Source organism: Alkanindiges hydrocarboniclasticus, assembly GCF_001982605.1.
Classification (GTDB): Bacteria; Pseudomonadota; Gammaproteobacteria; order Pseudomonadales; family Moraxellaceae; genus Alkanindiges; species Alkanindiges hydrocarboniclasticus.
Genome location: NZ_MLCN01000008.1, coordinates 26,974 through 41,594, shown reverse-complemented (window position 1 = coordinate 41,594; position 14,621 = coordinate 26,974). Strand labels below are relative to the sequence as shown.

Annotated in this window: 9 protein-coding genes; 3 read left to right on the top strand and 6 right to left on the bottom strand. The window is 42.1% G+C overall.

Annotated features, from left to right (window positions below; genetic code table 11):
- Nucleotides 1–46 precede the first annotated feature (46 nt).
- The 6 genes from BKE30_RS03345 to apbC form a co-directional block, all read right to left on the bottom strand.
- On the bottom strand, nt 47–1,540 hold the full coding sequence (locus BKE30_RS03345; protein ID WP_406564657.1) for a hypothetical protein: 1,494 nt from the start codon (nt 1,538–1,540) through the stop codon (nt 47–49).
- 21 nt (nt 1,541–1,561) lie between these two features.
- Nucleotides 1,562–3,967: a DUF6160 family protein gene (locus tag BKE30_RS03340; protein WP_076877246.1), complete on the bottom strand. Its 2,406-nt coding sequence runs from the start codon at nt 3,965–3,967 to the stop codon at nt 1,562–1,564.
- A 22-nt stretch (nt 3,968–3,989) separates the two neighbouring features.
- Entirely contained in the window at nt 3,990–4,667 is a 678-nt protein-coding gene (locus BKE30_RS03335) for a SymE family type I addiction module toxin (RefSeq protein ID WP_076877245.1), read from the bottom strand.
- A gap of 63 nt (nt 4,668–4,730) precedes the next feature.
- Entirely contained in the window at nt 4,731–6,740 is a 2,010-nt protein-coding gene (locus BKE30_RS03330; protein ID WP_076877244.1) for a hypothetical protein, read from the bottom strand.
- A gap of 380 nt (nt 6,741–7,120) precedes the next feature.
- On the bottom strand, nt 7,121–7,690 hold the full coding sequence (gene dcd, locus BKE30_RS03325) for a dCTP deaminase (RefSeq protein WP_076877243.1): 570 nt from the start codon (nt 7,688–7,690) through the stop codon (nt 7,121–7,123).
- Nucleotides 7,691–7,777: 87 nt separating this feature from the next.
- Nucleotides 7,778–9,118, bottom strand: coding sequence for an iron-sulfur cluster carrier protein ApbC (apbC, locus tag BKE30_RS03320; RefSeq protein ID WP_227518342.1), 1,341 nt, complete (start codon nt 9,116–9,118; stop codon nt 7,778–7,780).
- 118 nt (nt 9,119–9,236) lie between these two features.
- Here apbC and metG point away from each other — a divergent pair, with 118 nt between their 5' ends.
- The 3 genes from metG to BKE30_RS03305 all read left to right on the top strand — a co-directional run bounded on the left by metG (nt 9,237) and on the right by BKE30_RS03305 (nt 14,462).
- On the top strand, nt 9,237–11,342 hold the full coding sequence (metG, locus tag BKE30_RS03315) for a methionine--tRNA ligase (RefSeq protein WP_076877241.1): 2,106 nt from the start codon (nt 9,237–9,239) through the stop codon (nt 11,340–11,342).
- 298 nt (nt 11,343–11,640) lie between these two features.
- Nucleotides 11,641–13,188: a DUF1800 domain-containing protein gene (locus tag BKE30_RS03310; RefSeq protein WP_076877240.1), complete on the top strand. Its 1,548-nt coding sequence runs from the start codon at nt 11,641–11,643 to the stop codon at nt 13,186–13,188.
- 35 nt (nt 13,189–13,223) lie between these two features.
- Nucleotides 13,224–14,462 (top strand): DUF1501 domain-containing protein, encoded by a 1,239-nt coding sequence (locus BKE30_RS03305; RefSeq protein WP_076877239.1) that lies wholly within the window; start codon nt 13,224–13,226, stop codon nt 14,460–14,462.
- Nucleotides 14,463–14,621 lie beyond the last annotated feature (159 nt).

Below are 14,621 nucleotides of genomic sequence, written 5' to 3'. Positions count from 1 at the left end.
TGAAAATAAAAAAGCGGCCTAGGCCGCTTTTTTATTGCAGCAAATATCAGCAGAAAGTTAAACTTCCATAACAGTTAGGTACAGGTTTTTGATTACCATCAAGTAACAAATTCTCTAAAACCATTACAGCTCGAGCATCATTGGCTAATTGAATATTACCAATCCCTTTATAAATTGGTGCTCCAACTGCTGCACCTAAAGCTTCACCAAAACCTAAGTCAATATTATTTTGAGATAAATAGTCTGTAACATAAGTAGCAATTTGAGGCAATACATCCTGCATTGGAATTCCACTGGTAGGATTTAAGGCTCCAAAGTCTAAAGGATCTTTAAAAGATAACCACCATCCAGGTTGAGCAATATCCGCACTATCACTACCAGGCCATTTCATTGCTTCTTTTTGCAAAGATAAATAGCCTCCACTGCTGATTGGCAAATTATGTATTAAATTAAAATTTTGCTTAACAGTTACATTTGCTTTCAAGTTAGTAATATAGGAGCAATTTGAAGTATTATAGTTGGCTGCACAACTAGCACTTGATGTACCTTCGGCTCCCATAAAAAATAGAGGATCATTTGCTAATCCTAGAATACTTTGATCCAAGCGCATACGTAATGCACCATCAGCAGCTCCAATTGCGATTGTAGGAATAGGAACATCTTTAACAACTAAATTTAATTGTGACATCCTATTTCCAGTCACAATAGTTTCTGGAAAATTAAAGTTCACATTTTGCTTTGCAACATTAATACCCCAAACTTTCTGGCCAGTTACAGGATCTACATATGCTGCTATATCATTCCCAGGCGTTTCATAACTTCCTGAGCCTGGAGTCATGGCATTAGGATTGGTAGTTACTGAACGATCAATACCCAAAGCTGTAATTTTAGCATATATCATTTGATCCTTTGTCGTACCAAACATAGCAGGATTGGTAAAAGCATTTACAGGGGTCTGTGCAACCTTAATGAACCCACTAAAAGTTTTAATCCCATCTGTTGGATTTGCAACGTTTGCAGTTCCTGCTGATAAATAGCCTAATACATCTTCAGCACTTAAGCGAAAACCCATTACTTCACGCGTTGAAGCACTTGTTGGATTTTTAATAGCAAACTCAATAAAGGGATTGGTCATTACTGCGCTTGTACTTGGTCTTCCAGTACTCCATGCAGGTGTACCATTCTCAGCGATATTAGCACTATTAACTTTTCCATCAGCTGGCCCACTTAAAGATACATTGGACATATCAATATCACATACGCCTGGTCCATTCCTGCCACCACAGCCTAACTGCAAATTTTTAATATTAAGATTCATCTCTACTTTTGCTTCCATACCTAACTTATAGTATCCATAATCAGTCAGGCCACCTGTAGTGCCGGAAGGAGCAGTATATCCCAATGATAACAATGCCTGCCCTGTTTCAGCAGCCATTTCATCATCGGATAAACTTATCAGATTTGAACTTGCAAATGACGAAGTAGTCATCGCGACTATTACACTAAAAGCAAGTAATTTCACCACATGATTTCCCATCACTATCTCCGCTTGATCCTTAGCTTAATTGCGAGGTACTAAGGTCATGTTAGCATTTAAACGTCCGCCAGTAATAACCATTTCGCCCAAGCGTTGTCCTCTATTATTCACAGAATTTACAGGAGGATAGAAGTTAATATCTTTTACTCTAAATACATCACCTGCTATCTGATTAGGGTTAAAAGTAAGACCAAAATTAAAGCTTACATTACCCTGCTGATCACTAGGAGCAGAATTGTCTTTACTAATAACAATGGCATTATTAAATCGAATTAGCCCAGACATCCTATCAAAGCCTATCATTGACTCATCTATAGGATCACTAATCTGTACTGTACCATCTATCATTTTATAATCACCAATAATAGATAAACGATTGCCATCTGCGATTGAGTTATTAGGTACAAGGGCAAAATTCATATCACCTAGTAATTTAATCTTTAACCCAAATAACACATCTTTATTTAGGGCAAAATTATTAGTGGGGGCAAAATATGAAGATCCAAGGGTTTTGGCTTTCGCACCTGGTAAATAACCCGCAGCAACCTCAGCAGCCATAACAATTAATAGATTTGGCAATGTGACATTAAAGTTACTATTCTCAACACCAATTGTGCCATAACCGCTAAGTAACATATCTATATTGCGCAGACCAAAATAATAATCCGTAGGCTTACCAGAGTTATTAGGATTATCTGCTCCATCAATGACAAGTATAGATGTAGTTTTACTGCCTGTAGAATCTCGTCCTTGTGTACTTAAGGCCATAGCAAAGCCTAAGCGCTGAGAGTTTGAAACTGTTGACTTAGTTACCTCATTGGTAAGGTTATTTAAGGTATAAACGTCGCCATTATAAGTAGTGCCGTAGGTTGCAATATTGGCATTTAAATTATAAATAGGTAAACCTAAACCCCATTTATTATTTAAGCCAGCGCTAGGTGAAAAAGCGTTTCCAACTGATACTCCACTGCTTGAAGTAAATCTTCCTCGTTTGGAAAGAGCCTGAAAATCCATGCCACGAATTGCCATAGTCAAGCTATAAGGATTATCACTTAAGTTGTGAATTTGTTGTTTGTAATCTTCTGCCGATGTTAAAAACGTATTAGTAGTACCACCGAAACGTGAAGTCCTTAGTACTGCATTTTCCGGCATTTGCAAATACTTAGTATTTGCAAGATTTAAATAGATATTTCCACTATCAAAATATGCTCTTTCGGTACTGCCAGATACTAATGGACTTAAATTACCAAACTCAAAGCCAAAAGTATTTAAGCCAGCCCCACCGATTTCAAGCGTAGTAGCCTTACCATCAGCACCCAACATACTATCGTTTTCTTTAGTAAAATCACCTTTCATTCGAAAAGCTAAGCCTGTAGAACCCATAACGCTGGCGTTAGTTCCAATAACAGATGGCGTAGTTGATACAGCTGTGGCAGCGGCGGCATAACCTAAAATATTATTTGTTGTATCACGAGCATCAATCCCCCTTACTTGTAGATATCCGTTAACAATACGCCCACTTGCTCCAACTCGTATAAGGCCTTTAGCGTTATCTAAACTATAAGGATTGCCTAACGACATATCTACATTAGCTTTAGTCATAAACTCCAGATTCAAACCAGCATTTGTACCTTCATAGCTTCCATTCGTTAAGATTGCTTTATCTGGATCATTTACTCGTGCAAGATCAACATATCCTAATGTCTCAGAAGGAGTACTAGTACTTGTAGCAATGGCAGCACCAGTATTTGTTTGGAGTTTTAAACCCTCTATATCACTAACAAACATGTGCCCCTTACCAGTAAAATTAAAATTAAAATTCTTTAAAATTAACTGATTCTGCGTATTAACATTAATGTTCTGCTTTTGCCCAAGATAAATATTAATATTATTTAAGCCTAAATTAAGTTGCGCCTGTGCAGTTTCGCTAAATAATCCATTAGATGTTTTTAAACCTAAAGTAAGAGGTGAACTAGTCTGAATAGCCATGCTACCTAAAGATTTACCACATATAGATGTATTGGCAGTGTCACAAATATTAAAGTCATCAATAGAAATAGTTGAAGGGCTAGAAGTTATCTGAAAATCTAGTCCAGCTCCACCATTCTTGCTACCAGCATCAATCTTTATATTAGTCCCCAGGCTATATATATCTGCTGGATCGGTATCGCGGATTTTTACTCCATTGGCGGTAGCACGTAAAGTCTGCTCACTATTGCCAGCAGTTCCTGTTTTATCTTCCCAATATAACTGATCAATATCAGCCTGAGTATATTCAGTACTAATATTTATGCCATCTTGTCCATCAACTTTTCTTAAGTCGCGGTCATCTAATACCTGCATAGCATAGGTATTACTGCTGAATTGGAGCATACTGGCTGCCAATGCTGTTAATGCAAACTGGCGAGTTTTATAATGATTCCGTATCATTGATTATGTCCTTAAACAATCACTAACAACGAGGATGTCCACCTGAACCACCTTCACAGCTGAACATCTTAATTGTTCCACCAACAGCAAGATTTCCATTCATATTAATACCTAAAAATCCCTTTTCCCTACCTGTATTAGTTAAAGGGTTATTCCCATCAAAAGCATTACCGCCTAAACATGATGATGTTCCAGTAGATGAAGAGCAATATTTATCACTTTTTAAATATCCCGGTCCTACTTCATTTGCACCATCATCAGTTTCAATTGCCAATGATTGAAATCCTAAATTTCTTATTAAAATAGGTTTTGCTGCATCAAATGATAATTGAATAGCAGGCTTAAGAATATTAGTTGTCCCATTATTATATTGTAGATCAACGCCATCCAGACCAATCTTTTGGATATTAATAGTTCCTTGAATCCCCTTAAAAACCAACCATTGCTTACGCCCGGTGGTTGATGGAATTCGATTTCCACTCGCATCATATGTATCCTGTGAACCATCGTGATAGCGGTTGCTTAAAGAAAAAGCCAGCCGACAATACTCAAGATTATTCGCTGGGCAAACAGAAGTGTCAAAAACATTGGCAGTAGTATGGTTTAATTTTAGTTCAAGGCTGATGTCAGCTCCAGCCTGACCATCAACTTGCTGTAGCTGATCATTATTTAGTCCCTCTAGAGCTGCAAATGATGGCATGCAAGGCAGAAGGACAAGTAGAACTAAATAAGAGCATCTTTTTTTCACTTTGTAACCCTCTCCTTAGTTCAAACCTGTGGTTGTAAATTTAAAATGCTGAATAAGCAATCCATCAATTACTGCAGAGCCAAAATTATTTGCTACTGTAGCTCCCGGTGGGTTCAAATTATTTACATAGGGATTAGGTACAGTAGTTTGGATACCCAAGATTTGACCATTCGTATTCTGGTTGAATTCGGTTTCATAAGGATTAGGATTTGCTATAGTACCTAATTTTGGTGCAACCGGTGACCAAGCACTCCAACTACCCCAACTGCCATCTCCGCATATTCCCAAAAAACAACTGGTATTTCCCACTCTTGTTCTTCTAAAAACTTGCGTATAATCAACTTTGTTTTCGCTATATAAAGCAGTACCTGCTTTCAACTCACCTATAGAAATACCTATGGCTTCGATACCTTTATAAGCGGTTAAACGATTCTTCACGCTATCATACTCCGTAGAACCAATGGTAATACTGCTATGAGTAGCTTTTGAATCTTGATAGCTAGTTCCCCCTAAATTTACGGTACTACCACAACTATGAACATTACATGTACGCCCTAAATACTCAGTAGAGTTAGGGTTATCGTAGTCCTGATAAATTTTCTTATAAATTGCTGCATTATCAGGAATACGAGCAAGTTCCATAGAAAAGTTTCCACCATCGGTACTAAACATTAATGGTTGATATAGATTGCCCAAAACAATATTAATATTTGGATTGTATAAAAAAACTCCCTCAGCATTACTATTAGGCCCAAAATTCGGAATATTTCCCTTGGCTCCTGCTCCGCCAAGTGCTGGCGTACCATCGCCAAATACACTACCTAGAAGCTCCTGAGTATTAATACGAATAACACTTTTAGCAGCTGGAGGGGTCCAATTGTTGGTGCCAGAAGCAGTATGAGTTAAAGTCTTGTAGCCTTCTTGAGTAAGACATTGACCTGCATGAGAGGAACTATTACCCACTGTATTTGGTCTAGGATAAGTACACATACCGCCGTTTGGAAAGCTACCTGGTACGTCAGCATTTGTAGGAGGTTGATAAGTTATCGTTATACCAGTTGTATCATTTACTGGCGTCGTCCGATTTATCGTTTGACCGCTTACAGTAGCTCTAGAATCATGTCCATTAGTAGGGCCACTATTTAGCCTTACTACCCCTGCAATACCCAACGTTTCGTTATAAGATGTATTTAAACCGTAATTAAAAGTTTTTGAAGTAATAACATTATTAATTTTTAAATTGGCTGTATATGTACCCCCCATGCCAGCAGTTACGCCGTCCAGAGTACGGAATACTTTTAAATTCGAACCATTAACACTAAACCCATCCCAGACAAAGTTAAGTCGCAATCGATTGCTTAAACCTGCATATTTATCTCCGCCTGCATTTTCAACAATAGTCTTATCCCGCATAAAGGCATCTGCCCAAAAGCCCATTTTCAGGTTATAAGCCGATGCCTCAGGTCCAGTAGTTGGTATCGTTGTATGCATTAAGGGTGCTTCAAAACTCAGATAAGGCACATCTTTTGAAACACCGGCAAAATTTGGTGCACTATCAGTAATTGTTTTGAATATCCAAGGATTAGTCGCAGAGCCCCATGAGGTAATGGGACGACCAAAGTCTGTGGCCGAAGGGGTAGCACCAATAGCGCTAACATTACCAAAACCAGTTCCCCAATCAGAGTTTGTCCGTTCTATCCCATAGTCTTTTTTAGATTGTGCTAGAGATAATCCATATAGATAAATATCAGCCTTTTGATAGCCTTTATCTTCTACAGCAGTACTTAACGGACCTACAGGAATCAAACGAATACTACCTGCCCCTGCAACGTTGTTTTCATCCTTAAATTGCATGCTGAAATTCTCTGGCAAGAACGCAATACCTTCACCAGTAGAGTCGGCCAAGCCCTCATCATCCAGTGCTTCAAGTGCAAAACCATGAGACGACGCTAAAGAAAGGCCGATGGATAGTGCCAACGTACTGAGTCTAAAACCAGATTTAACGCGTAAACGTAGATGAGACATGCTACCTAGCCTTCCTTCTTAATTGCCATACTGCATTAAAGCAGTTCAATCCTCTTGGTCCTCATACATCAAAGGTATTATTATTGTGCCTTTTGATGTCTATAGTACGGTATACAGTACTACACTTTATATTATGAGGCTTATTTGGCAAAATGCAAAAATGTTTTGCTGATCGCTTTAATTTAAACAGTTTTTTATTTTTACTTTCAAAATTAATATCATTAAAAACAATAGCTTAATTAGAATAACCGCTCGTCGGGTTATTTTTCCATCTATCCCTGATACTAATATAGAAAGAGTTTTCTTAAAACTCCCTTAAAATAAGGGGGTGAATGTATGCTATCACCACCCTTAAGTCTTATTACTACATTGGCTAGGGATTAGGCTTTAGGTAAAGTTACCCCAACCTGCCCCTGATACTTGCCGCCACGGTCTTTATAGCTGGTTTCACATACTTCGTCACTTTCGAAGAATAGCATTTGTGCAACCCCTTCCCCAGCATAAATACGCGCAGGTAAATTGGTGGTATTGGAAAATTCCAGCGTCACATGGCCTTCCCATTCAGGTTCCAAGGGCGTGACATTCACAATAATGCCACAGCGTGCATAGGTGGACTTGCCCAGACAAATCGTGAGCACATTGCGTGGAATGCGGAAATACTCCACCGTACGCGCCAGGGCAAATGAGTTTGGTGGAATGATGCAGACATCAGATTCGATATCAATAAAGCTTTTTTCATCAAAATTCTTGGGGTCGACAATGGCCGAATGCACATTGGTAAATACCTTGAATTCACGCGCACAGCGTACATCGTAGCCATAGCTGGACACGCCATAGGAAATCAGCTTTTGGCCATTGTCATCCAGACGCACCTGATTTTCGGCATAGGGTTCAATCATGCCGTGGTTTTTACTCATTTCACGAATCCAGCGATCCGATTTAATGCTCATTGATTTTCCCAAATACTGTTTAAAAAATTGTGCTTACTTTACCTTAAAACTTGGCTTTCAAAAAAGCGGCCAATTAAAAAGCCGCAATTAAAAAATACGGTTGCTGTCCCGCTCGCGGCTTGGAATTTTGGCCAGTTGCACCAGCATGGCCAGCGCAATGTCCTTGTAATGGATAGCAGCTGCATCGTTGGCAATCACACTAGGCTTACCCTGATCAGCATTGTGGCGGATGCTGGCATTGAGGGGCAAGCGGCCCAATAAAGGTACCTGATAGGCAGCACTTAATTTATCGCCACCGCCCGTACCAAAGATTTCATCAGTATGACCGCAGTTGGAGCAGACATGCGTAGACATGTTTTCGACCACACCCAGCACAGGAATATTTACCTTGTTAAATAGTTCAATACCTTTTTGGGCATCCATTAACGCCACATGCTGCGGGGTAGTGACAATCACTGCACCTGTGACCGGAATGCGCTGCGCCAGCGTGAGTTGAATATCACCCGTACCCGGCGGCATATCAATCAGCAAATAATCCAGATCAGGCCATGCAGTCTGGTTAAACAACTGCATGAGTGCGCCGGTTGCTTTTGGCCCACGCCAGACGACAGGTGTATTGTCATCACCCGTTAAATTACCAATGGATAGCACGGCCATGCCGTAAGCTTCCAGTGGAATAAACTGTTCGTTTTCAATTAAAGGTGTCTTGCCTGCTGTACCCAGCATGGTTGGTACGCTAGGGCCATAAATATCAGCATCCAGCACGCCCACTTTTGCGCCGGTTTGCTGTAGCGCCAAAGCCAAATTTACGGTGGTGGTAGATTTGCCAACGCCGCCTTTGCCGGAAGCCACCACAATGACATTTTTAATGCGTGGATGGGCTTTAAGCTGGCTTTGGGTGGACGGCGCAGGACGCTTTGATGTCAGCTCATCTTCACGTTGCACGGCTTCACTTTTTATAGGTTGCGCTTGTGCCTGAGCATCAATGACAGGCGGTAATTCTCCCCTTGTTAAGGGGGAGTTAGAGGGCGCTTCTTGTGCATCGATTACCGGGGGCAGGTTGCTTTGCGCTCTTCTTACGGAATTATATCCCTCAGGGCGAAGTTCTTGCGCAGCAGTGCTGCTCACGCTTTTTCCCCGCTCATGTTGAGTGCCACTGGCCTTTTGGGTCACAAAATGCAGATTCAGCTCGCGAATGCCCACTTTTTCCAAGGCACTGGCCAGACTGTTGTGTAGCTGCTCAAAATCAGCTTCCGAATTCACCTGATAGCCTGCCGGGAGCTTAAGGGTTAAGCCCAGTACATCATTTTGCTGCTGACGCTGAGTGACAAGCGACAAAATAGGATGTTGAGTATTTGGCAAATAATGTGCTTGCAGAATTTCATCAACTTGCGGATTTCCAAATTCAGCAAATGGGGCAAATTCCATTTTAAATGGTTTAAACCATGACATAAGCGATACTCCAACGGGATAACAGCGGGCAATTTTACAGGGGAAGCATGTTATATTAACCTGTATTGCAAAATTACAAAGAGAGTATTTGTCCGTGCCACATTCTGTACGTCGCATTTTAGTCACCAATGCACTTCCCTATGCCAACGGCCCGATTCATTTGGGTCATTTGTTGGGCTATATTCAGGCTGATATCTGGGTACGTGCAATGCGCGCCATGGGTCATCAGGTGACTTATGTGTGTGCCGATGATGCGCATGGTACTGCAATCATGCTCAAAGCCGAGGCCAACGGCGTGACGCCTGAACAACAAATTGCGCAGGTACAGCGCGAGCATGAGCGCGATTTTGCCGGATTTGATATCAGCTTTGATCATTACCACTCCACACACAGTGAAGAAAACCGCCTGCGCTCACAGGAAATTTATATCAAGAACCGCGATGCCGGACATATCAGTACCCGCCCGGTTAAGCAGCTGTTTGACCCGGAAAAAGGCTTATTTTTAGCAGATCGCTTTATTAAGGGGGAATGCCCCAAATGTAGCGCGCCGGATCAATATGGTGATTCCTGCGAAGTGTGCGGTACGACTTATAATGCGACCGAGCTAAAAAACCCTTATTCCACCTTAAGTGGTGCAACCCCTATTGAAAAAGAATCGATTCATTACTTTTTCAAGCTGCCTGATTTTGAGCAGTATTTGCAAGACTGGACGCGCACACCAAATCGCTTGCCGGTGAGCATTGCCAACAAGCTCAATGAATGGTTTGAAGCGGGTTTAAACGACTGGGATATTTCGCGGGATGCGCCATATTTTGGCTTTGAAATTCCCGATGCACCGGGCAAGTATTTTTATGTGTGGGTAGATGCACCTATTGGCTATATGTCCAGCTTTGAGAATTATGTTAGCACTCATGCAGGCAAACAGGCTGGCCTCACCTTTATGGATTACTGGGGCAAGGACAGTAACGCAGAGCTGTATCATTTTATTGGCAAGGATATTGTGTATTTCCATGCGCTGTTCTGGCCTGCCATGCTGGAAGGGGCCGGCTATCGTACGCCCACCGGGGTGTTTGTGAATGGCTTTTTGACTGTGAATGGCCAGAAGATGAGCAAGTCACGTGGCACATTCATTAAGGCCGAAACCTATCTGGAACATTTAAACCCGGAATACCTGCGTTATTACTTTGCCAGCAAGCTGTCGGATAAAGTGGAAGACAGTGACCTGAACCTTGATGATTTTATCTTAAAGGTAAATAGCGATCTGGTGGGTAAAGTGGTGAATATTGCCAGCCGCTGTGCCAAGTTTATCAATACCAAATTTGATAATAAAATGTCTGCACTATGCAGCGAGCCAGAACTGGTGCAAAGCTTTATTGATGCAGGCGATGACATTGGTAAAGCCTATGAGGCGCGTGAATTTAGTACGGCAATCCGTGACATCATGAGTCTTGCTGATAAAGCCAACCAGTACATTGACGAGAAAAAACCGTGGGCGCTGGCCAAAATTGATGGCATGGACAATGAAGTGCAGGATGTTTGTTCAGTCGGCCTCAACCTGTTCCGTCAGCTGGTGGTTTATCTAGTCCCGGTATTGCCCAGTCTTGCCAAACAGGTGCAACTGTTCTTTAAACTGGACAGCATGGATTTTGCTTCGCGTCAGCAGGTTTTGCTGGATCATGAGGTGTATACATTCCAGCCGCTGATGCAGCGTGTAGACAAAGCCAAAGTAGAGCTGATGGTTGAAGCGTCCAAAGAATCCCTTACCACTACAGCTACGCCTGCTACACCGCCCAAGACTGCTAAAAACGCGGCACAAGCGGCAGCCAAACCTGATAGCAAATCGACTGTCGCCAAGCCGGACACAAGCGCTAGCGAAACCATTAAGATTGATGATTTCTTAAAAGTCGACTTGCGGGTGGCTAAAATCATTAATGCGCAAACCGTAGAAGGCTCGGACAAGTTGCTGCAACTTACGCTGGATGTGGGTGAGGCTGAACCGCGCAATGTGTTTAGTGGCATTCGTGGGGCTTACGAAGCAGACAGTCTTGTGGGCCGTTTAACTGTGCTGGTGGCCAATCTGGCGCCACGCAAAATGCGCTTTGGTGTATCCAATGGCATGGTGCTGGCTGCTGGTAATGGCGAAGGGATTTTCCTGCTCTCACCAGATACAGGTGCCAAACCAGGTGACAAGGTGAGTTAAGGTGATCACTTTAGGGGGTCGATAATAAAATACGTCTAAATAAAAAGACGTTGACTCATAATTCCCGTTACTCATTAGGCAGTCATGATCATGGCTGCTTTTTTTCGCACTAATTTTTTGTATTAGGTTTCGTACGGAATTTTTGCGCTGATCAAACGCAGCAGTTGCAAGAAACTACAGTTTATCCTTTGTTTTTCTTTGATGGTTCCCTATGTTGGCAGAGCATATGTCGGCAGCACATACTTTGCAAGAGTATGCATTAAGCGCACCATTTTTTCCGATTTATTAAGGAATTTATATGTTTCAGTTTTCTTTCCCATTTATCGGCTTGGTCAAAACAAGAATAGCACTTGCCAGTATAGTGATTTTTTCAATTACTCCTCCTGCTCTTGCAGCGCTTTCATTACAACAAAAGCAATTGCATGTACTTAACCGTTTAGGCTATGGCGTCAATGCCATTGAACTGGCAAAAATTCGCAAGCTGGGTATCGAGGCCTACATTGACCAGCAATTAAATACCAAGCCTCAGCCGTTGCCACCGTTCTTGGTGGAGCAACTTGAGCAAACAGCAGTGATTCCATCACTCACTATAATTGCTACTCAGGAACTAAGTTTACAACAGCAAGGTAAAGCCGCCAAAGCCAGCAATAATCAAGATGAAATCAAAGCTATTGATATACAGCGCCGGGAGCTATACAAACAACTGGATATTGCAATCAAAAACCAGCGAATTTTGCTGGCGACCTACAGCCCCAATCAGCTTGAAGAAGTGATGGTAGATTTCTGGTACAACCATTTTAATGTATATGCTGCTAAATCTTCCGCTACGCGCCTGTTTTATTCGGACTATGAAAAAACAGCCATTCGTCCTCACGTTTTAGGTCATTTTAGTGATTTATTAAATGCCACTGCACATCACCCTGCCATGCTGGATTATTTGGATAACAGGCTGTCAGCCGCTGAACGTACCAGCACTAAAAACAATAAAAAAATCGTTAAAGGTGGCATTAACGAGAATTATGCACGCGAAGTTATGGAATTGCACACACTGGGTGTAAATGGCGGCTATAGTCAGGCTGATGTTACTGCACTAGCTCGAATGCTAACTGGATGGACTTATAACTTTAAAGATCTGGCAGCAGGCAAATTTTTTAGCTACAACCCCAAGTTGCACGATAGCACTCAAAAACAATGGCTACGACAAACCATTGTCAGTGGACAGCAACAGGAAGAGGGCGAAAAAGCCCTGCAAATACTGGCAAACTCACCTGCCACTGCCAACCATATTGCTTATGAGCTGGCCAGCTATTTTGTAGCCGATCAGCCACCGCAAGCCTTGGTCAATACCCTCAGTCACACCTTTATCAAAACTCATGGTGATATTCGGCAAGTATTGCGTAGCTTATTCAATAGTCGGGAATTCTGGGAGGAACGCAATGTACAGCAAAAGTTCAAGCCGCCTTTTCGTTATCTGATTTCTAGTCTTCGAGCCAGTAATATCAACCCCATTAATCCTATTATTATTAACCAGAAAAATACAGCTATGGGTATGCCCTTATATGGTGCATTTAGTCCGGATGGTTATGACTGGAAAGAAATAACATGGCTAACGCCTAATGCGCTTAAAACCCGGATTGACTATGCCACTCAATTAGGACGTGGCAATTTATTCAAGCAAAGTAAAAATCCTGAAGCCAATATTAATTACACAGTTGACCCTGATCAGGTCTTTGGTCAGCTTTCTGCTCTGCTCTCACCGCAAACCATAACGCACTATCAGCAACTGACTGATCCTGCGCAAAAGTTAACCCTGTTAATGGGTAGCCCCGATTTTATGCGTTATTAAAATGCAACCGATAAAAGTTATCAGGACAATAGACAATGAATCGTAGAGAACTGATCCGACATAGTTTGTTATTAGCCAGCACACCCTTGCTGTTTAATAATACCTGGGCAGCCAGTACACCTATTGCTCAAAAAAAGCTAATTATTGTAATGCTGCGAGGCGCAGTAGATGGCTTAAATGTGGTGGTGCCGTATCAGGATGAGCATTACTATCAATTGCGCCCTAACATTGCCCTGAGCAAACCAAGCGCCAATCAACCGGATAGTGTGCTTGATCTGGATGGTTATTTTGGTCTAAATCCGGTACTAGCCCCACTTATGCCATTATGGCACAGTAGAGAGCTGGCTTTTATTCATGCAGCAGGCTCACCCAGTGCAACGCGCTCACATTTTGATGCGCAGGATTATATGGAAACTGCCACACCTGATATCAAAACCACGCGCAACGGTTGGCTAAACCGCCTCTTACTGCAACTTGATGCAAAAAAATCCAGTAGCTTACAGGGTATTTCAATCAGCACAACCATTCCACGAATTTTTGCTGGCCAGCATCCGATTACTGTCGTATCGCCTGGGCAATCTGTCAAAAAAAGCAGCACTATCAGCAGTGCCTCTTCACGTCGTTTGTTCGATGGTCTATACAAGAATAGTGGAACACTGGGAGAAGCTTACCAGTCTGCTCAGGTTGCTGACAAAGCCCTGCAACGCGCTTTGAGTGAACAGCAGCCCGAGCAGGAAAAAGCAGCTAACGGCGGTCAACCGGTACGGGGCTTTGCCGCCGATGCCAGACAACTGGCCAGCCTAATGCATGCACGTGATGATATTGGCTTTGGTTTTTTTGGCATTAGTGGCTGGGACACCCATGCAGCTCAGGGTAAAGAAAAGGGCAAACTCGCCAACTCACTGACCTTGCTAATGAATGGCCTAACAGAGCTTAAACAAGGACTCAGCGACAAATGGCCAGACACAGTAGTGGTGGTGATGAGTGAATTTGGGCGTACCGTCAAGGAAAATGGCAATCAGGGCACTGATCACGGCCATGGGAATGTGATGTGGCTGCTAGGGGGCGCAATTAAAGGAAAAAAAGTGTATGGCGAGTGGCCAACCCTTCAGCCACAACGACTATTTGAAAACCGGGATCTAGCCGTTATGACTGACTTTCGTACTGTCCTATGTGAGGTTATTACCAACCAGTTTCATTTAAATCCTGAACAGCTCAATCAAATTTTTCCAAATTTTCAAACTTCAACACATGCATTAGGGTTATTCACCTAAAAATGATTGATGAAGTACCTAGCAAATAAACTTTTTCCTATGCGCCTAAATGGCGTAATTTAGCAAAAGTATTCAATCTGAATTTGCATTAGTAAAGAATTTTGCTCAAATCCTGTAAGGTCTGTTTGTACTTCAGAGCAAGTTATGGTGAAACCATGT

What these genes read in the sequence shown, in the direction of transcription:
- BKE30_RS03340 (WP_076877246.1), bottom strand. Translation starts at nt 3,967, where the DNA reads ATGATACGGAATCATTATAAAACTCGCCAGTTTGCATTAACAGCATTG.
- BKE30_RS03335 (WP_076877245.1), bottom strand. Translation starts at nt 4,667, where the DNA reads ATGCCATCATTTGCAGCTCTAGAGGGACTAAATAATGATCAGCTACAG.
- BKE30_RS03330 (WP_076877244.1), bottom strand. Translation starts at nt 6,740, where the DNA reads ATGTCTCATCTACGTTTACGCGTTAAATCTGGTTTTAGACTCAGTACG.
- dcd (WP_076877243.1), bottom strand. Translation starts at nt 7,690, where the DNA reads ATGAGCATTAAATCGGATCGCTGGATTCGTGAAATGAGTAAAAACCAC.
- apbC (WP_227518342.1), bottom strand. Translation starts at nt 9,118, where the DNA reads ATGGAATTTGCCCCATTTGCTGAATTTGGAAATCCGCAAGTTGATGAA.
- BKE30_RS03310 (WP_076877240.1), top strand. Translation starts at nt 11,641, where the DNA reads ATGTTTCAGTTTTCTTTCCCATTTATCGGCTTGGTCAAAACAAGAATA.
- BKE30_RS03305 (WP_076877239.1), top strand. Translation starts at nt 13,224, where the DNA reads ATGAATCGTAGAGAACTGATCCGACATAGTTTGTTATTAGCCAGCACA.